This window comes from Streptomyces sp. NPDC001137, assembly GCF_040298885.1.
Lineage (GTDB): Bacteria > Actinomycetota > Actinomycetes > Streptomycetales > Streptomycetaceae > Streptomyces.
The window spans coordinates 102375-122484 of the sequence record NZ_JBEPBA010000005.1; the positions used below are offsets into that span (position 1 = coordinate 102375).

Below are 20110 nucleotides of genomic sequence, written 5' to 3' on the forward strand. Positions count from 1 at the left end.
CCATGACGGGGGAAACGGGAGATCGCACGGGGGAAACGGGGGATCTCACGGGGGAAACGGGGGACGGCTCCTCGGAGCCGGGCACGCGAAAGGGGCGGTCCAACCGGAAGGTTGGACCGCCCCTCAGCTGTCGGCAGGGTCAGACCTTCAGCGTCCTGATGGACGTCGGGGCGTGCCCCGGCTCGGTCGCGAGCTCCTCGAACTCCACGATGTTGCCGATGTCGTTGGTGGTCGACATGGCGATGTTGGTGACGCGCTCCAGGATCGCCTCGACGACGACCGGCACCTGGAACTCGGCGGCGAGCTTCTTGGCCTGCTCCAGGGCCGCACCCAGCTCGTTCGGGTCGGTCACCCGGATCGCCTTGCAGCCCAGGCCCTCGGCGACCTTGACGTGGTCGACGCCGTAGACGCCGAGCTCGGGCGAGTTGATGTTCTCGAACTCCAGCTTGACCTGGAAGTCGATGTCGAACGCCCGCTGCGCCTGCCGGATCAGGCCCAGGTAGGCGTTGTTCACCAGGACATGGACGTAGGGGATCTTGTGCTGCGCGCCGACCGCCAGTTCCTCGATCATGAACTGGAAGTCGTAGTCGCCGGACAGGGCGACCACCTGCGCCTCCGGGTCCGCCTTCGCGACGCCCAGCGCGGCCGGGATGGTCCAGCCCAGCGGGCCCGCCTGGCCGCAGTTGATCCAGTGCCGCGGCTTGAAGACGTGCAGCATCTGGGCGCCGGCGATCTGCGAGAGGCCGATCGTGGAGACGTACCGGGTCTCCGGGCCGAACGCCTTGTTCATCTCCTCGTACACGCGCTGCGGCTTGATCGGGACGTCGTCGAAGTGCGTACGGCGCTGGAGGGTTGCCTTCTTCTCCTGTGCCGCGGCCGCCCAGGCGGAGCGGTCGGGCAGCCGGCCCGCCGCCTCCAGCTCCCTCGCCACCTCGACGAAGAGCTCCAGGGCCGCCTTCGCGTCGGACGCGATGCCGTAGTCCGGGGCGAAGATCTTGCCGATCTGGGTGGGTTCGACGTCGACGTGGACGAACTTGCGGCCGGCCGTGTAGACGTCCAGTTTGCCGGTGTGGCGGTTGGCCCAGCGGTTGCCGATGCCGAGGACGAAGTCGGACTCCAGGAAGGTCGCGTTGCCGTAGCGGTGCGAGGTCTGCAGGCCGACCATGCCGGCGTTCAGCTCGTGGTCGTCGGGCAGGACGCCCCAGCCCATCAGGGTCGGGACGACCGGGGTGCCGGTCAACTCGGCGAACTCGACGAGGAGTTCGGCCGCGTCGGCGTTGATGACACCGCCGCCGGCGACGATCAGCGGCCGCTCGGACTCGTTCAGCAGCCCGATCGCCTTCTCGATCTGGGCGCGGGTCGCGGCCGGCTTGTACGCCTGGAGCGGCTCGTACGTCTCCGGGTCGAACTCGATCTCCGTCAGCTGGACATCGATCGGCAGGTCGATGAGGACCGGGCCGGGACGGCCCGAGCGCATCAGGTGGAAGGCCTGCTGGAAGACGCCGGGGACCTGCGCCGCCTCAAGGACCGTGACCGCCATTTTCGCGACCGGCTTGGCGATCGAGGCGATGTCGACGGCCTGGAAGTCCTCTTTGTGGATCACGGCGGTCGGGGCCTGGCCCGTGATGCACAGGATCGGGATGGAGTCACCGGTCGCCGAGTACAGGCCGGTGATCATGTCGGTCCCCGCGGGCCCCGAAGTGCCGATGCAGACACCGATGTTGCCCGGGTGGGTGCGGGTGTAGCCCTCGGCCATGTGCGAGGCGCCCTCGACATGGCGGGCGAGGGTGTGGTTGATGCCGCCGGAGGCCTTGAGCGCCGCGTAGAACGGGTTGATCGCCGCGCCGGGCACACCGAACGCGTTGGTGACGCCCTCGCGCTTGAGGATCTCAACTGCCGCGCGGGCAGCGGTCATACGTGCCATCGAGTACTCCTGCTTCGGCTGTCGGACCAGCCCTCCCGTCGCGCCCCGCGGTGAGCTCTTCCGTAATCGGCTTCCTAGCTAGTTTCCACAATGCGGAAACTGTTTTCTACTATCTGGAAGCAATGTAGGTGGGCGAAGGAAGGCCGTCAAGAGACGGACAAGCGGGGGCCCACTGGGGGACGATGTGGGCCATGTCAGAGAGCGTCTCGGTGCGCTGTCCGGCCTGCCGGCGCGAGCACCTTTATGCGGCGCCGTCGTATCCGTGCACGTGCGGGGCGCCCGTCGCCCCGGAACTGGACCGGCACGGGACGGCGGTGGCCGTCACCCATCGGGCCTGGGCGGAGGACTGGATCACACTGCGGTGCGGCTCCTGCGGCCGCCGCGACCAGTGGCCGCGCCCGGAGCTGGGCTGTGAGTGCGGGACGGTGCTGCGGATCGCGGTGGCCGGGCAGACCGCCGCCGCGGAGGCGGACACCGAGGCCGCCGCCCCCGCTCCGGCCAAGCGCCGCCGGCCCTTCCAGCCCGTCACCATCCGCACCGCCCGGGACGCGGTGACGGCCGCGGCCGTGTATCTGCGCTGGCTCGGCTACCGGGACATCCGCCGGGCCGACCAGCGGCCCCCGTCCGGCATCGGCATCGCCGCCCGCGGCCTGCTGGCCCAGGTCGACCCGACCGTGCGCCCGGCCTCACTGCGGGACGTGGAGTGCCTGTGGCTGACCGCCATGACGGAGTCGGCGGCCTGCGTCTATTTCTCCCTGGCCGGCTACGCCACCGACGCCCGCACCCGCGCGGACAGTCTCGGCGTCCCCCTGTTCGTCCTGGACCTCACGGGCACCCCGCAGCCGGTCAACAGCCTGGCCGACGAGCTGGACGCCACCGGGGTGCGGTAGTTCCGCGGGATGAACCTCCATCTGCTGCGCGGTGTGCTGCACGGCCTGGGGGGCGAGACCGGCTACGAGGCCTGTCTCGCCCCCCGGGACGGGCGATGCTGCGTGCTGCTCCAGTCGGCCGCCTGATCCGCCCGGCTGATTCGGTGGCCCGGCTACAGGGCGTACTTCTCCCGCAGCTCGACCTTGCGCACCTTCCCGGACACCGTCATCGGGAAGGCCTCGAGGATCCGCAGCCGGCTCGGCACCTTGTAGTGGGCCAGCCGGCCCTCGCAGAAGGCGCGCACGTCCTCCAGGGTCGGCGGGTCGGCCGGGTCGCGCGGGATGACGCAGGCGAGGACCTCCTCGCCGTACTTCTCGTGCGGTACGCCGACGACCTGGACGTCCTGGATCTTCGGGTGGCCGTAGAGGAACTCCTCGATCTCCCGCGGGTAGATGTTCTCGCCACCCCGGATGATCATGTCCTTGATGCGGCCGACGATCTCGACATAGCCGTCCTCGCGCATCACCGCCAGGTCCCCGGTGTGCATCCAGCGGCCGGGGTCGACGGCCTCGGCGGTCTTCTCGGGCTCGTTCCAGTAGCCGAGCATCACGCTGTAGCCGCGGGTGCACAACTCGCCCGGGACGCCACGTGGTTGGGTCACCCCGGTCGCCGGGTCGACGACCTTCACCTCGATGTGCGGGAGGACCCTGCCGACCGTCCCGGTGCGGTGTTCCAGGTCGTCGTCCCTGCGGGTCTGCAAGGAGACCGGGGACGTCTCCGTCATGCCGTAGCAGATGGAGACCTCCTCCATGTGCATCTCGGCGACGACCCGCTTCATCACCTCGACCGGGCAGGGCGAGCCCGCCATGATGCCGGTGCGGAGGGTGGAGAGGTCGTAGTCCGCGAAGTCGGGGAGGTTCAGCTCCGCGATGAACATGGTGGGGACGCCGTACAGGGATGTGCAGCGCTCCTGCTGGACGGCCTCCAGCGTGGCCTTCGGGTCGAAGGAGGGGGCCGGGATCACCATGCACGCACCGTGCGAGGTCGCCGCGAGGTTGCCCATCACCATGCCGAAGCAGTGGTAGAAGGGCACGGGGATGCAGATCCGGTCCTGCTCGGTGTAGGCGATCAACTCACCCACGAAATAGCCGTTGTTGAGGATGTTGTGGTGGGAGAGCGTGGCCCCCTTCGGGAAGCCCGTCGTGCCCGAGGTGTACTGGATGTTGATGGGGTCGTCGCAGGACAGCTCCTCGTACGAGGCCTCGGCGGTCCCGCGGCCGAGCAGTGCCTGCCAGCTCGGGTCGCCGATGTACACGACCTCGCGCAGCTCGGGGCACCTGCCCCGCACCTCCTCGACCATCGCCCGGTAGTCGCTCGTCTTGTGGCTGAGGGAGGCGAAGAGCAGCGAGATCCCGGCCTGCTTTAGGACGTACTCGACCTCGTGGGTGCGGTACGCCGGATTGATGTTCACCATGATCGCCCCGATGCGGGCGGTGGCGTACTGGACCAGCACCCACTCGGCACAGTTGACCGCCCAGATGCCCACCCGGTCGCCCTTGGCCACCCCGCTCGCGACCAGCGCCCGCGCCAGCTCCTCGACGTCCGCACCGAACCGGGCGTACGTCCAGCGCCGCCCCGACCCCACGTCCACCAGCGCCTCGCGGTCCGGCCAGGTCGCCACCGCCCGGTCCAGGTTGGCGCCGATGGTGTCCCCGAGCAGGACGGTCGGGCTCGTCCCGTGCGTGTACGACAGTGCGGTCACCGGAAGTCCTCCTCGCGGTACTCGTCGGCCGAGCCCGCGGCGGTCGCCTCGCGCAGCTCGATCCGGCGGATCTTGCCGGAGACGGTCTTGGGCAGCGGCGCGAACTCCAGGCGGCGGATGCGCTTGTACGGGGCGAGGACCTCGCGGGAGTGCTCGAACAGCACCTTCGCGGTGTCGGGGCCCGGCTGCCAGCCCTCGGCGAGGACGACATACGCCTTGGGGACGGCGAGGCGCAGCTCGTCCGGGGCGGGCACGACGGCCGCCTCGGCCACCGCCTCGTGCTCGAGGAGCGCGCTCTCCAGCTCGAAGGGGCTGATCTTGTAGTCGGAGGCCTTGAAGACGTCGTCGGCGCGGCCGACGTAGGTGATGTAGCCGTCGGCGTCGCGGGAGCCGATGTCGCCGGTGCGGTAGTAGCCGCCGGCCATCGCCTCCGCCGTACGGTCGGGGTCGCCGTGGTAGCCGGTCATCAGGCCGACGGGTCGCGCCGACAGGTCGAGGGCGATCTCGCCCTCGGCGGCTCCGGGGGCGCCCGTCACCGGGTCGAGGAGCTCGACCTTGTAGCCCGGGCTGGGCCGTCCCATCGAACCGGTCTTGAGCTCCTGACCCGGGCTGTTGGCGACCTGCACGGCCGTCTCGGTCTGTCCGAAGCCGTCCCGGATGGTGACGCCCCAGGCGCGCCGGACCTGCTCGATGACCTCGGGGTTCAGGGGTTCGCCCGCCGCCACGACCTCGCGCGGCGGGGTGCGCAGCTGGGTCAGGTCCGCCTGGATGAGCATCCGCCACACGGTGGGCGGGGCGCAGAAGGTCGTCACCCCTGCCCGGTCCATCTCGGCCATCAGCCGGCCCGCGTCGAAGCGGGTGTAGTTGTGGATGAAGACGGTCGCCTCCGCGTTCCACGGGGCGAACAGGTTGGACCAGGCGTGCTTGGCCCAGCCGGGCGAGGAGATGTTCAGGTGCACATCACCGGGCTTGAGGCCGACCCAGTACATCGTCGCCAGATGGCCGATCGGGTACGAGGTGTGGGTGTGCTCGACCAGCTTGGGCCGGGCGGTGGTGCCGGAGGTGAAGTACAGCATCAGCGGGTCGTCCGCGAGCGTGGGGCCGTCGGGGAGGAACTCGGCGGGGGCGAGGACGTACGCGTCCTCGTACGGCTCCCAGCCCTCCTCCGGCAGACCACCGACGCAGATGCGGGTGTAGGCGCCGGGGACGTCGTCGAACTTGGGGGTGTCCTCGGCCCGTACGATCACGTGCTTCACCCGCCCCCGCTCGACGCGGTCGCGCAGGTCGGCGGGGCCGAGCAGCGGGGTGGCCGGGATGACGACGGCGCGCAGCTTCATCGCCGCGAGGGCCGTCTCCCACAGCTCGACCTGGTTGCCGAGCATGACGAGGATGCGGTCCTCGGCGCGCACGCCGCGCTCGCGCAGCCAGTTCGCCACCCGGTCGGAGCGGTCGGACATCTCCGCGAACGAGACCCGGACCTCGCTCCCGTCCTCCTCGACGATGTGCAGGGCGGTCCGGTCGTTGCCGTCGGCGATGACGTCGAACCAGTCGAGCGCCCAGTTGAAACGCTCGGGCCGGGGCCAGCTGAACCCCTCGTACGCCTTCGCGTAGTCCTCGCGGTGCTCCAGCAGGAAGTCCCGCGCACTGCGGAAGAGCTCCGTCGCCGTCGTCATTCTCGTTCCTCCTCATCACCGGACCATTGCCGGGCGGCTCTCTGCCATCGTGTAATCCGTGATGCAGGTCTCACTACCCCCGAACGGGGGTGTGCGCCGCAGGGAGAGGGCAAGCAGGTGACGGCAGACGCGGCCGGGGCGGTCGAGATACGCAACGCGCTGGTACGGCTGCGGCGCACCACGGGGCTCCCGGTCGCCTTCGGCGGCCTGGTGGAACCGGGGCGCCGGCACATGCGCATCAGCGAACTCAGCGGCACCGAGACACCCGCGCTGAGCGGACTGCCGGTGACCTCCGGCAACGGCCTGGGCGGCCGGGCGGTCGCGCTCGCCCGCCCGTGCGCGGTGACGGACTACTCCTCCTCGCGGCAGATCAGCCACGAGTACGACATCCCGGTCGCCACGGAGGGGCTGCATTCGATCCTCGCGGTGCCGGTGGTCGTACGACGCCGGGTACGGGGTGTGCTCTACGGGGCCCTGCGCACCGCGCAGCCGCTCGGTGACCGGACGCTGGGCGCGGCGATGGAGGCCGCGCGGGACGTGGAGCAGGCGCTGGCCGTGGGGGACGAGGCGCGGGGTCTTCTGGCGGCGGCCGCCCGCGGCGAGCCGGAGCGGGCCCCGGCGGGCGGTGCCGCCTGGGAGCAGGTGCGGGAGGCCCACGCCGCCCTGCGGGCCCTCGCGCCCCGGATCGCCGATCCGGCGCTGCGGGCGGAACTGCTCGGCGTGTGCGGGCTCCTCACCCCGAAGGCGCGGGCCCACGGGGTCGACCTGGCCCCCCGCGAGCTGGACGTACTGGCCTGTGTGGCCGCGGGGGCCACGAACGCGGTGGCCGCCGAGCGGCTAGGACTGCGCACCGAGACGGTCAAGGGGTACCTGCGGTCGGCGATGCGGAAACTGGGCGCTCACACGCGGGGCGAGGCGGTGGCCGCGGCCCGCCGGGCGGGGCTGCTGCCGTAGCGCCCTATTCGTCCACCAGCGCTCTGAATTTCGCCACACTTGACCGTTGTTATATCCCTCACCACGTCGTCCGTCCGAATTTCAAAGAGAGATTGCCTAGAATTTGGCCCGAAGCACGACACTTGGAGGGGAGCGGTGACCGTGCGAGGGGACTTGAGGGAGCCTGCCAGACGCCACCCCGACCTGGTCATCGGCCGGGACGAGCTGCTCAGCGCGGCGCGCGAGCAGCTCGCGCGCGGCGGCAGCGTGCTGCTCCACGGCCCCGCCGGAATAGGAAAGTCGACCGCTTTGCGGGCTTTGGCATCCGAATACGGGACGGCCGCCCGCACCGTGCTGCGCTGCTCGGCGACCGAGTCCGAATCCCACCTCCCCTTCCTGGCCCTCGCCGACCTGCTCGGCCTGGTCGTGGACCAGGTGTACGACAAGCTGCCCGCCGCCCAGCGCACGGCACTGGAGTCGGCGCTCACCGGCCGCGGCGAGTCCACCCTCCAGCGCGACGGCCTGGCCCTGCGCCTCGCCGTCCTGTCCGCGCTGCGCGCGCTCGCCGAGCAGGGCCCCGTCCTCGTCGTGGCGGACGATCTGCAGTGGCTGGACCCGGCGAGCGCGGAACTCCTCGGCTTCGCCGCCCGTCGCCTGGGCGACACCCCGGTGCAACTGCTGTGCGCGGTCCGCACCGAGGGCCAGGAGTACGACCGTCACCTCAGCGCGTCCCCGCCCGACACCCTGGCCGTGCGGCTCGGCGCGCTCTCCCGTGCCCAGGTGTCCGCGCTGCTCGACCACCGCGGCTACACCGGCCTGCCGCGCTCCACCGTCCGGGACATCCACCGCACCAGCGGGGGCAACCCGTTCTTCGCCCTCGAACTGGGCCGCGCCCTCGCCGAGAGCCCGACCCCGCCGCGGCCGGGCGAGCCGCTGCCGGTGCCCACCTCGCTGCGCGCCCTCGTCCTGAACCGGCTCGACATGCTCTCCGTCGAGGCCCGCCGCACCCTGCTGGTGGCCAGCGTGGGCGCCCGCCCCACCCTGGCCCTGCTGCACGACGCCGGCCGGGAGAACGCCGAGGCGGAGACCGCGCAGGCGGCCGAACTCGGGCTGCTGGCCACCGAGCCGGAGGGCCCCGCCGTCCGCTTCGCGCACCCGCTGATCTCGGCCGCGCTGTACGCGGAGGCGCCCGCGCAGGAGCGGCGGGCCGCGCACGCCGCGCTGTCCACGGCGGCCTCCGACCCGATCGAGCGCGCCCGGCACCTCGCCCTCGCGACCACCGGCACCGACCCGGACGCCGCGGCCCGGCTCGCCGAGGCCGCCGCCCTGGCCCGGGACCGCGGGGCCCCCTCGGTCGCCGCCTCGCTCGGGCTGCTCGCCGCCCGGCACACCCCGGCGGACGGCGAGCCGGGCCCGGACGAGCGCCGGCTGGAGGCCGCCGAGGACGCGATCACCGCCGGCGAGGTGGACCTCGCCCGGGACATCGCCCGCGACGTGCTGACCCGGGCCGCCGAGCCCGCGGACCGGGTGCGGGCCTGGATGGTGGTCATCGAGGCAGCCGGGCAGGCCCTCGGCGAGGTCGACACCGTCTACCCGCAGGCGCTGGCCGACGCCGGCGACGACCCGGGTCTGCTCGCCCTGGTCCACTACCAGCTGGCCTGGCGCGGACTGGTCGTGGAGGGCGACTTCGCCATCGGCCGGGAGGAGGCCGCGCACGCCGCCGAGCTCGCGGCGCGGGCCGGCGACCGCCGCACCGAGCTCCTCGCGCTGGCCTTCCAGGCGACGACCGAGACCCTGATGGGTCACCCGGACGCCCCGGCAACCATCAAGCGCGCGCTGAAGGAGCCTCAGCTCCCCGACGTGGCCTGCCACCACAACGGCGCGGGCGCGACCCGCTACCGCTGGCTGATCATGAGCGACCAGCTGCCGGAGGCCCGCTCCACCGTCAGCGCGCTGCTGCGCGAGGCCCGCAGGCGCGGCATGGTCGAGAGCGAGGTGCACTTCGTGCGTCTGCTCGCCGAGACCGAACTGCGCTCCGGGCACTGCGGCCGGGCTCTGGACCTGGCCCGGGAGAGCATGCGGCTGGCCCGCGACTCGGGGATCGGCGAGGCGTCCTCCGCCGTGCTCGCCTCCCTCGCGGAGGCCTCCGGCGGGGACGTGGAGCGGGCGCTGACGCTGGGACGCGAGGCGGTGGAGCTCGCCGAGCGGGCCGGCGACCAGATGTACATCTCCCGGGGGCTGACCGCGCTCGGCCACGCCCAGTTGGTCGCCGGGGACGCCGAAGGCGCGGTCCGCTCCCTGCGCCGGGTGCGGGACCTGGAGGACGGGCTCGGCATCACCGACCCCGCGCGCGGCCGCTGGCACGGCGACCTCGCCGAGGCCCTCGTGCGCATCGGTGAGACCGACGAGGCGCAGCAACTCCTCGACGTGGCGCGCGGACAGGCCCAGCGGCTCGGACGCGAGGGCGTGCTGGCGGTGCTGGACCGTGCCGAGGCACTGGTGCGGGCCGCACGCGGGGAGCACGAGGCCGCGCTCGCCCAGCTGGCCTCGGCGCAGGACCGGCTCGCCAAGCTGGGCTACGGCCTGGAGGAGGCGCGCGCCGCGTTCGCGCTGGCGTCGCTGCGTCCCGGCCGGGCGGGGCGCTCGTCGTACGACGAGGCGGCCCGGCTGTTCCGCCGTTGCCGGGCGCTGCCGTGGGTGCGTCAGGTGGAGGCGGCCGCCGTGGCGAACCCGGTGGAACCGATCGCCCCCACTGACGCGTCGGAGGGCCTGGAAGGGCTCGCCGCGATGGAACGCCAGGTCGCCGCGCTCGTCATGGAGGGCGCGACCAACCGGGAGATCGCCGCGCGGCTGTTCATCAGCGTCAAGACGGTCGAGGCAACACTGACCCGGGTCTACCGCAAGCTGGGGATCCGTTCGCGCGTGGATATCGTCCGTTTGGCGGCGGCACGGCGAGCGAAGTGACGGCGCGCCAGGTTAACTGAAGCCGACCGAGGGTTTTCCCTTACACAACCCCCTAGGGGGTTCCCTCATTGGGAGCCGGGGGTTCCGCGTCCTAGCTTGAGGACGTGCCGCTCGCCCGGGCATACGGGGGTCGGTCCCGCGACCCCCGTGCACAACCCCCCACACCCGCGCGACCCCCCACCGGCAACCCCCACTGAGGAGACTCATGTTCGGGTCCAACCGTGCCAGGAAGACCGCCGCGGTACTGACGGCGACCGCTGCAGCGGCCGCCACCGCACTGCTCGGCGCGCCTTCCGCGGCAGCCGCGCCCCAGCCCATCGTGGGCGGCACCACGACCACGACCACGGCCTACCCGTTCGTCATGCAGATCACGGACGCCTCGCAGAACCAGTTCTGCGGCGGCACCCTCGTCTCGGCCACCAAGGTGATCACCGCCGCTCACTGCATGGTCGGGGAGACGACGAGCAGCGTCAGAGTCGTCGGCGGACGCACCTATCTGAACGGCACCAACGGCACGGTCAGCAAGGTCAGCAGGATCTGGATCAACCCGGACTACACGGACGCCACCAACGGCGACGACGTGGCGGTACTGACGCTGGCGACGTCGATGCCGTACACGACGGCGTCGTACGTGAAGTCCTCGGACACGTCGGTGTACGCGGCCGGCACCACCGCCCGCATCCTCGGATGGGGCACCACCTCGGAGAACGGCAGCTCCTCCAACCAGCTGCGGACGGCGACCGTGCCGATCGTGGCGGACTCCAGCTGCAAGAGCTCGTACGGGTCTGAGTTCGTCCAGACCGACATGGTTTGCGCCGGATACACATCCGGTGGCGTAGACACCTGCCAGGGCGACAGCGGCGGTCCCCTGCTCATCGGGGGCGTCCTGGCAGGGATCACTTCTTGGGGCAACGGCTGTGCGGAGGCGGGATACCCGGGTGTCTACACCCGGCTGACCACCTTCTCCAGCCTGGTGACCGCACAGGTCAACTCGTAGGAAGAGTGCTCCAGAAGATCTCCTGAGCACCCCTCAGGTGAGAGACAAGGGGGCGTTGCGGGCTACCACGAGCAGCTCGCAGCGCCCCCTTTCCATGCGCTGCTTGTCGCGCAGGGGGCACTACTTGTCGGCGGTGAGCTTCCCCGCCGCGCCCCAGCTGTCCGCCGGCACCTCGTGGATCCACACCTGAACGGTCTCGGCCGGGATCCGGTACGCGTCCACGAAGGCGTCGGTGATGCGCTTGACGAGGTCCCGCTTGAGCTCGGTGTCGCGGGGACCCTGCTGGACGGTGACGATCGGCATGACTGAACTCCCTTGGATACGTTGCCTGTCGGGGCCTGTTGCAGGTCCCCTTCCGGTGAGTCCAGTCCATCGCGCCGGGCGCCCGCGACCAAGAACCGGACCGCGACCGCAGCGATCAGTTCTCGTGATCGCCGCAGGCCAGCAGCAGGGTGTCCAGGTGCGGGGGCGGGGCACCGACCGGCACGGCGAGACCCGTGGACAGGGCGAGGCCCGGCGCGCGGAACGGTACGAAGGCGACGCGGGGGCTGTGCAGCACGCGCGCGTGGGACGCGTACACGACGGTCCACAGGGGGCGGCTGCCGATGGTGGCGAGGGTGTCCTGGAGGGAGCCGCTCGACGGTCCGGGCAGCGGCTCGAACCCGGCCTCGTGACAGGCGCCGACGACCAGGTCGACCAGGGCGGGGTTGTTGCGGCGCCCGGTGAGGGCGAGCGGGACCTCGGCCAGCTCCTCGATGCCGATCTCCGCACGGCCCGCGAGGGGGTGCGTGGCGGGAAGGGCTGCCACCAACGGGTCGGGCCACAGGGGCAGCACGCGTACGCCGGGCACCGGCTCGACCGCTCGTACGAAAGCGGCGTCCAGCCGGCCGCCCGCGACGCCGGCGAGGCGTTCGGCGACCGGCAGCGAGAACAGCTCGACGGGCACGTCCGGCGCCCGGCGCGCGAACGCGGCGAGCACACGGTCGAGATGCGTCCCCAGGCCCGTACTGGTGCCGATCCTCAGGCCGGGCGGCGGGGCGACGGCCGCGCGCGCCCGGTCGGCCGCCGCCAGCACCTCCCGCGCCTCGGGCAGCAGCCGCTCCCCCGCCGGCGTGAGCCGCACCCGGCGCGGCGTCCGGTCGAACAGCTCGGCCCCCAGCTCCCGCTCCAGGCGCTGTATCTGCATGCTCACCGCGGACTGCACGATGTGCAGCCGCTCGGCCGCCCGCCCGAAGTGCAGCTCCTCGGCGACGGTCACGAAATAGGTGAGCTGCCGCAGTTCCATGGGCTCGACTCTAGAGGGGCCGGGCGGGCGGCTGTTTGAATGAGCGCCCGAGGGAACGACCGGAGGAGAGCGGTGTACATGGTGTCCACGGACCGCTTCCTCGCCTTCGCCGCGATGTCCCTGCTGGTGATCGTGATTCCGGGCCCCAGCGTCCTGTTCGTCATCGGCCGTGCGCTCGCCCACGGCCGCCGTACGGCGGTGGCGACGGCGGTCGGCAATGTGTTCGGCTCGTATCTGCTGGTGGTGGCGGTCGCGATCGGGGTCGGCTCGCTGGTGGAGCGCTCGGTGGCGATCTACCTGGCGGTGAAGCTCGCAGGGGCCGCGTACCTGGTGTACCTGGGCGTGCAGGCCTTCCGGCACCGGCGGCAGCTGAAGGCGTCTGCGATCCGCACACAGCCGACGGGACCGGCGCGCGGCGATCTGCGCACGGTGCTCGACGGGGTGCTCGTCGGGGTGACCAACCCGAAGGGCGTGGTCTTCTTCGCCGCCGTACTCCCCCAGTTCGTGGACCACACGGCGGGCCACGTCCCGGTGCAGATGCTGCTGCTCGGCCTGATCCCGATCTCGATCGGCCTGGTCACGGACACCCTGTGGGGCCTGACCGCCTCGGCCGCCCGCACCTGGTTCGCCGGCTCCGACCGCCGTCTGTCGATGATCGGCGGCGCGGGCGGCTTCGCGATGATCGGGCTGGGCCTGACGGTGGCGGTGACGGGCCGCGCGGACTGAGGCCTACGGAATCACGGTCCCGAACCTGATGTCGTACGAGGTCCCCGGATGCATGGTGTCGAGCATCCGCGCACCTTCCTCCACGAGGTCCGCGCGCTGGGCCTTGGTGAGTGTGCCGAACGGCTCGATGACGAGCGCCCCCTCCGCCGACCTCCACACCCCCGCCAGGAACCCGTCGACGAGGAACGTGCAGTAGGCCTGGTTTCCCGCCCAGCTGCGGCCCCAGTACTCGGCCGGTACGACCCGGGTGCGGTCGGCATGGGAGAGGAGCAGGTTGTCGAACTCGGGGAGGAAACGGGGCGGCGCAGGAGTCTCCGCGTCGGGCCGCGGAGCCTCCGGCAGATCGAAGAGCTCGACCCCACTCTCGTCCCGAAAGGTGACGAGCTGCGACCGCAGCCGCTCGAAGACCTCACGCAGCCGGGTCAGCCCCGCCCAGGTCTGCATGTCCTTGACGGATGCGGGCCCGAAGGCGGCGAGATAGCGCAGCACCGTGGCGTCGGGAGACGGGGCGGCCGGGCGGGCGGCGGGGGCGCGGCCCAGCCAGTGCTCCAGGGTGGTCAGGGCGACCTGGCCGCTTTTGCCCCACAGGCCGCGTGGGGTGACCTGGACGAGGGGGAGCTTGCAGCGCGCCGCGATGGCGAGGGCCTGTGGGTCGGCGTCGGGCCACTCGGTCTGCAGGGCCTCGCGCAGCTGCTTCATGGTGCGCGGCTCGGCCTCGACGAGCTCGCGGGCGAGGGCGGCGAGCCGGTCGAGGTCCACGCCCACAAGTCCCTTGCGGAAGTTGGTGAGTTCACGGTCCCGGGCCGGCTGGACGAGCGGACGCAGGGTGAGGGCGTCGGCGGCGGTGTGGGTGTGGATGGTCGAGCGCATGGTGACGATACGGACGACCTCGCGGTCCGCCATCGGACGCGAAAGATCCTCGGGAGTGAAGCCGGCGAGGCGGGCGGCGAGCGCGTAGTACGGCGGCTTGACGTTCTGCGCCTGCAGCCCGAGGAGATGCTCGACTGCGGTCGTGGCGGAGAGCGTGGACCGGCGCAGGAGCAGCTGCCGTTCCAGGGTCGCGCGGTTGAGAGCGCGGGTACCGAGCACAGGAGCCGTCGCTGTCGTCTTCGTCATGCCCCGCACGCTAGCCGCGCTTGCGGACACCTGCTGTCCGCAACGTGCGTCCGATCCCGCATGCCCAGGTCACCCCGGCGCCGTTTGCCCCGTATATCCTGCCCGGGATCACGCAGCCGCAGGTTTCGACCCGGGAGGCAGCCGCATGTCCGAGCGACGCGCCCGTCCGGTCTCCAAGGACGCGAGGAAATCCGTCTGGCGCCGCGCGCCGACCCCACCGCAGCCGCCGGCGCCGGCCGGCACCCCGGAGCCCGCCGATCCGGCACCCCCGTCGTCGCCGGAGGTGGCCAGCGTCGTCCAGGCGGCGCTGTACCGCGACGGCGTCCGTGTCTCCGCCCCGGCCACCCTCGCCGAGACCTTCCGCGCACTGCGCGACCAGCCGTCCGGCATGGCCTGGATCGGCCTCGCCCGCCCCACCGAGGGCGAACTCCTCTCCCTGGCCGCCGAGTTCGACCTGCACCCGCTGTCGGTCGAGGACGCGATGGAGGCCCACCAGCGCCCCAAGCTGGAACGCTACGGCGACACGCTCTTCGTCGTGCTGCGGGCGGCCCGGTATCTCGACGCCCCGGAGGAGGTCGACTTCGGCGAGCTGCATGTGTTCGTGGGACCCGACTTCGTCATCACGGTCCGCCACGGCGCCGCCCCCGACCTCTCCGCGGTCCGCCGCCGCATGGAGGAGTCGCCGGAGCTGCTGAAGCTGGGCCCGGAGGCCGTCCTGTACGCCATACTCGACGCGGTCGTCGACGGTTACGCCCCGGTGGTGGCGGGCGTCCAGAACGACATCGACGAGATCGAGACCGAGGTCTTCCGCGGCGACCCGGAGGTCTCCCGCCGCATCTACGAACTCTCCCGCGAAATGGTCGAGTTCCAGCGCGCCACCCGGCCCCTGGTCGGCATGCTGCACGGCCTGATCGCCGGGTTCTCCAAATACGGCACGGACGAAGAACTCCAGCGCTACCTCCGGGACGTGGCCGACCACGTCACCCACACCAGCGAACGCGTCGACGGCTTCCGCCAGGCCCTCACCGACATCCTCACGGTGAACGCGACGCTGGTCACCCAGCAGCAGAACGCGGAGATGCGGGCCCTGGCGGAGGCGGGCTTCGAACAGAACGAGGAGATCAAGCGGATCTCGTCCTGGGCGGCCATCCTGTTCGCTCCGACGCTGGTCGGGACGATCTACGGCATGAACTTCACGCACATGCCGGAGTTGCACTGGGTGTTCGGATACCCCTTCGCGATCGCCCTGATGGCCGCTGTCTGTACCGGTTTGTACGTCATCTTCAAGCGCCGGGACTGGCTCTGAGCTGGGCTTCCGAGGACCCGACCCAGCCGTGAAAGCCCCGGATGGCCAGCGACAGTACGGGGCGGCGGTGGGTGAGGAAGGACAGGGCGGGGGCCGGCGCGGCCTCCACCCGGGTGCGGCCCAGCGCCGGCCGGCCCTGTAGGCGCAAGGGGACACGGCATGTGGTTCCGTCGGGCAACTCCTGGACCAGATGGGCGCGGGCCGGCAGGCGAAAGGGCAGACGGAGCATGTCACGGTGCACGGCACGTACCGCAGCCGTGCTCCCGGTGCCGGTCAGTTCGGAGCGGGTGCTGTCCGCGTCCTGCTCCAGAGTGATGGTGCCCAGTTGTTTGGGGATTCCCCACAGGGTGCGTCCGCCGACCAGCGCCTGCTCGCTGTCGACCCAGGCGGCGACCGTGCTGGCGGCCAGGCGGCCTCGGTGCCGGACGGCCAGGGCGACGAGGAATTCGCGGTAGGTGAGGACGCCGCCCGGCTGGTAGTCGACCCAGAAGGTGACCAGCGTGCAGCGCTTGCGGGCCACCCACGGCCGGACCCCGCTCGGGAGCGGCCAGGACGGCAGCTCGGCCTGGGGGACCTGCCACACCGAGCTGATCATGTCGCCGGTCAGGTGCCACGGGGAGGGGGGAATGCCGTGCGCTGCCGGCGTCATGTCGTCGCCCGGTCTCGGAGTTCGGCCTCGTACGGGCCGCGGACGGCTGCGTCCGCGGCCTGGGCGATGGCGTCCGTGCCGAGGAGCGCGTCGATCATGTCGCCGGCCCGGTGCGGCAGCAGCGCGGTGAGCGACAGCAGCCGGGCCGCGCGCGGTACGAACACCTGCCGGCGAGGCCGTCGAAGGACGCCGGCGACCGCGTCGGCCACCTGCTCGGGCCTCAGCGCGGGCAGAACGCAGGGGCGGATACCGGCTGCGGCAGCGGTGTGGACCATGTACGGCAGGATTGCGGTGACGTGTATGCCGTCGAGGCGCAGTTCGCGGTGCAGGCTCCGGGAAAGGGCCAGCACGCCGGCCTTGGTCGCGCTGTAGGCCGCGAAGCCGGGCAGTGGCTTGACGGCGAGCACGCTGGCGATGTTCACGATGTGCCCGCCGCCCCGGGGGCGCATCCGCAGCGCGGCGGCGCGGCAACCGTGCACGGTTCCGGTGAGGTTGACCTGGCAGGCATGGGCCAGCAGACCGGCCTCCTGATCGTCCAGTCGCCCCAGGGGCACGACCCCGGCATTGTTCACCCACACATCGAGCCGCCCGAAGTGGGCCTCGGCGGCTCCGGCGAGTTGCTCCGCCGCTTCCCCACGGGCGATGTCCACCTCCATCAGGGCATGTTCTCGGCCGAGTCCGGCCGCGGCTCGGTGCAGCCGTTGTCCGTCGACGTCGCCCAGCACGAGCCGGTAGCCGTCGCGGGCGAGCCGTCCGGCGATGGCATGCCCCACCCCCCGTGCCGCTCCGGTGACGACGGCGACCGGTGACGGACCGGTGACGGTGTCGTCCTTGCGCGGCGCGCGCCGGTTGTCCTTGCCTCCCTGCACGTCCCTCCAACGACGCCGGTCCCGGTCCGTCACCGCAGGAGAGTGGGAAAGACGGCCCAGCGTGGTGGCGAGGACGACGAAACCGCATCCCGTGTGATGGTCCGATCAATCCGATGGGCGCCACCTGGTCGCGCCATGATCGTTGGGTCAGGACGTGATCAGAAATGTCGATCGTCCGACCAGAATGACGGGGCGCACGAGCAAGCTCCGATTCGCCCTGGCTCTCGCGCCCTTGTCCATCGGCGGCACCGCCCTGCTGGCCGGAAGCGCGCAAGGTGCCGTATCGATGGCCTTCGCGGGCCAGGTACCGGTCACCGTGCACGCCGCGCGGGTCTCCGGGTCCGGCCTGACGGCCTCCCCGGCGGGATCCGGCCGGGGAGGACTGCTGCCGGCACTGGCGACACGCATGGAACGCGCTCGCGTGGACGACGCCTGCGTCACGTCCACCGCTCAACTGCCCCTCGTCGGGGCAGTGACGGCGGTCGTCCACATCGACCGGGCCTCCGCCACGGGGCTGACGGTGGAGGCGGGCCGAGCCACCGCGCGATCCGTGTCCGTCTCCGGCGCCGAGTTCAGCACCCCGCAGGTGTCCGTGACCCGGCCCACGGGTCTGTTCAGCATCGGCGCGAGCAAGGTCAGCGGCCGCGAAGTCAGCACCGAGCCACGGGCCTTCACCGCCGGGACGATCACAGCCAGCGGAGTCACCATCGACCTCCACCAGGGCGAGGGCGGCTGCGCGCGGGAGGGGCACCGGTGACCGCCGCGGTCGTCACCGATGGCTGGTCGCGGTGGCGGGAGTGGCGAGGCAGCCGCCCGTTCGCCGCCGGGCTGTTGCTGGTTCTGGGCGGGCTGGAGATGATCTGCGTCTCCTGGAGCGGTCTGGGGTTCCTGCGGTTCACCGGCACCGCGGGCGCCGCGTCGTGGACCTTGGGTGCGTTGTTCGCCGTGGCCGGGCTGACGACCTGGCAGAACCCGCCCCTGCGCTACTTCGCCGGAGTTCTCTCCGCCGCCCTGTCCCTGGTCAGCCTGATGGCCGCCAACCTCGGCGGGCTCCTGCTCGGCTTCCTGCTCACCGCCGTGGGCAGCGCCCTGGCCCTGGCCTGGGTCCCGCAGCAGCCCGCCGCCGCCGAAGAGGAGGCGTGAGATGAGCCGGTCCGCCATGCCGCGCGCCCGTTGGGGGTCCGTCTACCGCCGCGGCGGTGTGGTCGATCCCGCCCTGCGCCACGGGTACGACATGTGCCGGCGCGCCACCCGCTCCACCGGGGAGATCGAGTACGCCGTCTCGCTGCTGTTGCCCCCGCCGCTGCGGCTCGCCGTCTGGGCGCTGTACGGCGCCGTGAGAGCCGTCGACGACCTGGTCGACACGGGCGGCAGCGGGGCCGGCGAGGCTGCCACCGGCGTGGGGCGGGCCGAGCGGCTGGAGGCATGGATCGCGGCGTTCGACGCGGACCTGCGGGCGGGCGCCGGCTCCGACCCGGTCCGGCTCGCCCTAATCGACACCATGCTGAGCTGGAGCCTGCCGCCGGAGTTCCTGCACACCCTGTTCGAGGAACTGCGCCAGGACGTCCACGGCCGGCACTTCGCCACCTGGGGGGAATGGAGGCGTTACAACGCGCTGATCAACACCCCGCTCGTGCTGCGGACCGGCTCGTTGCTGCTGCGGGCCGCGGGCCTGCCCGCCGAACCCGAGGCCCTCGCCACCGCCGTACCCGGAGCGGCCGCGGCCTGGCAGACCGCCGTCGAGGCCGTCTATCTCACCGACGCGCTCGTCGACCTCGCCGACGACCTCGACCGCGGCCATGTTCCGCTGCCCCAGGAGGCCCTGGACGAGGCCGGCGTCCGGCGCGCGGACCTGCTGAAGCGGCGCAGCACCCCGGCCTACGAACGCATGGTGCGCGATCTGACGGACCGGGCCCGCGGCTGGTTCGACCGCACCCCTGTCCCGCCGGTGCTGCACCCGGCCGTAGGCATCGCACTCGGCACCTACACCGACCTGTACCGCCTACGGCTGGCCACCCTCGCCGGCGATCCCGCCGGACTGCTGCACCGCAGGCCCGCCCTGCCCCGGCCCGCCCGTCTGCGGCTGCTGCCGCTGGCCCGCGCACGCGCCGCGCTGGCCTGCACCCTCTTCCCCTTCACCGTCGTGACCGGCTCGGCGACCGCCCCCGCGCCACCGCCGACCGGCCCGGCCACGGGTCGTCCCGCCGAAGGGACGAGACCATGCGAAGCCCCAAGGCAGCCGGTCACCGCACCGACGCCTCACCCGTCCGGCGCCCGCCCACCCGAGGTGCCCACCGATGCGATGCCACGCCACGTCGCGATCGTGATGGACGGCAACGGCCGCTGGGCCACGGCCCGCGGCCTGCCCCGGACCGACGGCCACCGGGCCGGCGCCGACGCCCTGATCGACGTGGTGCACGGCGCCCTGGAAATCGGCCTCGAGTACCTGAGCGTGTACATGTTCTCCACCGAGAACTGGAAGCGCCCCGCCGATGAACTGCACTCGCTGATGCACGAGATCCCGCAGTTGCTGCGCCGGCTGTTGGACGACAGTCGCGGGCTGAACGTGCGCCTGCGCTGGGCCGGGCAGCGGTCCCGGCTGCCCGCAGAGGTCGTCGACACCCTCGTCGAGGCCGAGCGGGCGACCCGCGACTGCAACGGGCTGACCGTGACAGCGTGTGTGAACTACGGCGGCCGCGCCGAGATCACCGCCGCCGCGGCGCAACTCGCCCGTGAGGCCGCCGCCGGACGCATCGACCCGGCCTCGGTCTCCGAGCACTCCTTCGCCCGCTGTCTGCACGTCCCCGAACTACCCGACGTCGACCTGCTCCTGCGTACCGGCGGAGACCAGCGCACCTCCAACTTCCTGCCCTGGCAGGCCACCTACGCCGAACTGCTCTTCCTCGACACCTGCTGGCCCGACACGGACCGCCGCGACCTGTGGCGGGCGATCGAACAGTACGCACACCGCACCCGCCGCTACGGCGCCGTCCCTCGCGTCCCCGCCCCCGCACCGGCGCCCGCGTGAGCCGCTCC

Annotated in this window: 17 protein-coding genes; 9 read left to right on the forward strand and 8 right to left on the reverse strand. The window is 72.0% G+C overall.

The window, feature by feature from the left end; translation table 11 throughout:
- Window positions 1-139: 139 nt before the first annotated feature.
- Entirely contained in the window at window positions 140-1924 is a 1785-nt protein-coding gene (gcl, locus tag ABT254_RS11740) for a glyoxylate carboligase (RefSeq protein ID WP_351467167.1), read from the reverse strand.
- Between the two features lie 182 nt (window positions 1925-2106).
- Between gcl and ABT254_RS11745 the strand changes: the two genes are divergently transcribed.
- Entirely contained in the window at window positions 2107-2814 is a 708-nt protein-coding gene (locus tag ABT254_RS11745; protein WP_351467170.1) for a hypothetical protein, read from the forward strand.
- 152 nt (window positions 2815-2966) lie between these two features.
- Here ABT254_RS11745 and ABT254_RS11750 read toward each other — a convergent pair whose 3' ends face one another.
- Together ABT254_RS11750 and ABT254_RS11755 are read right to left on the reverse strand one after the other, a co-directional pair.
- Window positions 2967-4556 carry an AMP-binding protein gene (locus ABT254_RS11750; RefSeq protein ID WP_351467173.1) on the reverse strand — a complete coding sequence of 530 codons (1590 nt, stop codon included), beginning with the start codon at window positions 4554-4556 and terminating at the stop codon, window positions 2967-2969.
- Entirely contained in the window at window positions 4553-6229 is a 1677-nt protein-coding gene (locus ABT254_RS11755; protein ID WP_351467176.1) for an AMP-binding protein, read from the reverse strand. Before ABT254_RS11755 ends, ABT254_RS11750 begins: the two co-directional genes overlap by 4 nt.
- 117 nt (window positions 6230-6346) lie before the next feature.
- Here ABT254_RS11755 and ABT254_RS11760 point away from each other — a divergent pair, with 117 nt between their 5' ends.
- The 3 genes from ABT254_RS11760 (at window position 6347) to ABT254_RS11770 (ending at window position 11123) form a co-directional block, all read left to right on the forward strand.
- Complete coding sequence (locus ABT254_RS11760; protein ID WP_351467179.1) at window positions 6347-7183, forward strand: helix-turn-helix transcriptional regulator; 837 nt, start codon at window positions 6347-6349, stop codon at window positions 7181-7183.
- 135 nt (window positions 7184-7318) lie between these two features.
- Window positions 7319-10126 carry an ATP-binding protein gene (locus ABT254_RS11765; protein ID WP_351467182.1) on the forward strand — a complete coding sequence of 936 codons (2808 nt, stop codon included), beginning with the start codon at window positions 7319-7321 and terminating at the stop codon, window positions 10124-10126.
- 205 nt (window positions 10127-10331) lie between these two features.
- Window positions 10332-11123, forward strand: a complete 792-nt coding sequence (locus ABT254_RS11770; protein ID WP_351467185.1) for a S1 family peptidase — start codon at window positions 10332-10334, stop codon at window positions 11121-11123.
- Window positions 11124-11243: 120 nt separating this feature from the next.
- On the opposite strand, the gene dmpI is transcribed toward ABT254_RS11770, so the two are convergent.
- Together dmpI and ABT254_RS11780 are read right to left on the reverse strand one after the other, a co-directional pair.
- Window positions 11244-11426 (reverse strand): 4-oxalocrotonate tautomerase DmpI, encoded by a 183-nt coding sequence (dmpI, locus tag ABT254_RS11775; protein ID WP_351467188.1) that lies wholly within the window; start codon window positions 11424-11426, stop codon window positions 11244-11246.
- Between the two features lie 115 nt (window positions 11427-11541).
- A complete protein-coding gene (locus ABT254_RS11780) occupies window positions 11542-12408 on the reverse strand; it encodes a LysR family transcriptional regulator (protein WP_351467191.1) in 867 nt (288 codons plus the stop codon).
- Window positions 12409-12486: 78 nt separating this feature from the next.
- Here ABT254_RS11780 and ABT254_RS11785 point away from each other — a divergent pair, with 78 nt between their 5' ends.
- Window positions 12487-13134, forward strand: a complete 648-nt coding sequence (locus ABT254_RS11785; RefSeq protein WP_351467194.1) for a LysE family translocator — start codon at window positions 12487-12489, stop codon at window positions 13132-13134.
- Between the two features lie 3 nt (window positions 13135-13137).
- On the opposite strand, the gene ABT254_RS11790 is transcribed toward ABT254_RS11785, so the two are convergent.
- Window positions 13138-14250: a winged helix DNA-binding domain-containing protein gene (locus ABT254_RS11790; RefSeq protein WP_351467196.1), complete on the reverse strand. Its 1113-nt coding sequence runs from the start codon at window positions 14248-14250 to the stop codon at window positions 13138-13140.
- Window positions 14251-14395: 145 nt separating this feature from the next.
- Between ABT254_RS11790 and ABT254_RS11795 the strand changes: the two genes are divergently transcribed.
- Entirely contained in the window at window positions 14396-15556 is a 1161-nt protein-coding gene (locus ABT254_RS11795; RefSeq protein WP_351467199.1) for a magnesium and cobalt transport protein CorA, read from the forward strand.
- On the opposite strand, the gene ABT254_RS11800 is transcribed toward ABT254_RS11795, so the two are convergent.
- Both ABT254_RS11800 and ABT254_RS11805 read right to left on the reverse strand, forming a co-directional pair.
- A complete protein-coding gene (locus ABT254_RS11800; protein WP_351467201.1) occupies window positions 15534-16205 on the reverse strand; it encodes an acetoacetate decarboxylase family protein in 672 nt (223 codons plus the stop codon). The two genes, ABT254_RS11795 and ABT254_RS11800, sit on opposite strands and share 23 nt — an antisense overlap.
- Complete coding sequence (locus ABT254_RS11805) at window positions 16202-17074, reverse strand: SDR family NAD(P)-dependent oxidoreductase (protein ID WP_351467204.1); 873 nt, start codon at window positions 17072-17074, stop codon at window positions 16202-16204. The genes ABT254_RS11800 and ABT254_RS11805 overlap by 4 nt, the downstream gene beginning before the upstream one ends.
- A 184-nt stretch (window positions 17075-17258) precedes the next feature.
- Between ABT254_RS11805 and ABT254_RS11810 the strand changes: the two genes are divergently transcribed.
- From ABT254_RS11810 to uppS, 3 genes are read left to right on the forward strand one after another with little or no spacing between them, the layout of a single operon-like run.
- A complete protein-coding gene (locus tag ABT254_RS11810) occupies window positions 17259-17831 on the forward strand; it encodes a DUF6230 family protein (RefSeq protein WP_351467207.1) in 573 nt (190 codons plus the stop codon).
- Complete coding sequence (locus ABT254_RS11815; protein ID WP_351467210.1) at window positions 17828-18217, forward strand: DUF6114 domain-containing protein; 390 nt, start codon at window positions 17828-17830, stop codon at window positions 18215-18217. Before ABT254_RS11810 ends, ABT254_RS11815 begins: the two co-directional genes overlap by 4 nt.
- A 1-nt stretch (window position 18218) precedes the next feature.
- Entirely contained in the window at window positions 18219-20102 is a 1884-nt protein-coding gene (gene uppS / locus ABT254_RS11820) for a polyprenyl diphosphate synthase (protein ID WP_351467213.1), read from the forward strand.
- Window positions 20103-20110: the final 8 nt, after the last annotated feature.

What these genes read in the sequence shown, in the direction of transcription:
- uppS (WP_351467213.1), top strand. Translation starts at nt 18,219, where the DNA reads ATGAGCCGGTCCGCCATGCCGCGCGCCCGTTGGGGGTCCGTCTACCGC.
- gcl (WP_351467167.1), bottom strand. Translation starts at nt 1,924, where the DNA reads ATGGCACGTATGACCGCTGCCCGCGCGGCAGTTGAGATCCTCAAGCGC.
- ABT254_RS11745 (WP_351467170.1), top strand. Translation starts at nt 2,107, where the DNA reads ATGTGGGCCATGTCAGAGAGCGTCTCGGTGCGCTGTCCGGCCTGCCGG.
- ABT254_RS11800 (WP_351467201.1), bottom strand. Translation starts at nt 16,205, where the DNA reads ATGACGCCGGCAGCGCACGGCATTCCCCCCTCCCCGTGGCACCTGACC.
- ABT254_RS11785 (WP_351467194.1), top strand. Translation starts at nt 12,487, where the DNA reads ATGGTGTCCACGGACCGCTTCCTCGCCTTCGCCGCGATGTCCCTGCTG.
- ABT254_RS11780 (WP_351467191.1), bottom strand. Translation starts at nt 12,408, where the DNA reads ATGGAACTGCGGCAGCTCACCTATTTCGTGACCGTCGCCGAGGAGCTG.
- ABT254_RS11795 (WP_351467199.1), top strand. Translation starts at nt 14,396, where the DNA reads ATGTCCGAGCGACGCGCCCGTCCGGTCTCCAAGGACGCGAGGAAATCC.
- ABT254_RS11790 (WP_351467196.1), bottom strand. Translation starts at nt 14,250, where the DNA reads ATGACGAAGACGACAGCGACGGCTCCTGTGCTCGGTACCCGCGCTCTC.
- ABT254_RS11770 (WP_351467185.1), top strand. Translation starts at nt 10,332, where the DNA reads ATGTTCGGGTCCAACCGTGCCAGGAAGACCGCCGCGGTACTGACGGCG.
- ABT254_RS11810 (WP_351467207.1), top strand. Translation starts at nt 17,259, where the DNA reads ATGACGGGGCGCACGAGCAAGCTCCGATTCGCCCTGGCTCTCGCGCCC.
- ABT254_RS11755 (WP_351467176.1), bottom strand. Translation starts at nt 6,229, where the DNA reads ATGACGACGGCGACGGAGCTCTTCCGCAGTGCGCGGGACTTCCTGCTG.
- dmpI (WP_351467188.1), bottom strand. Translation starts at nt 11,426, where the DNA reads ATGCCGATCGTCACCGTCCAGCAGGGTCCCCGCGACACCGAGCTCAAG.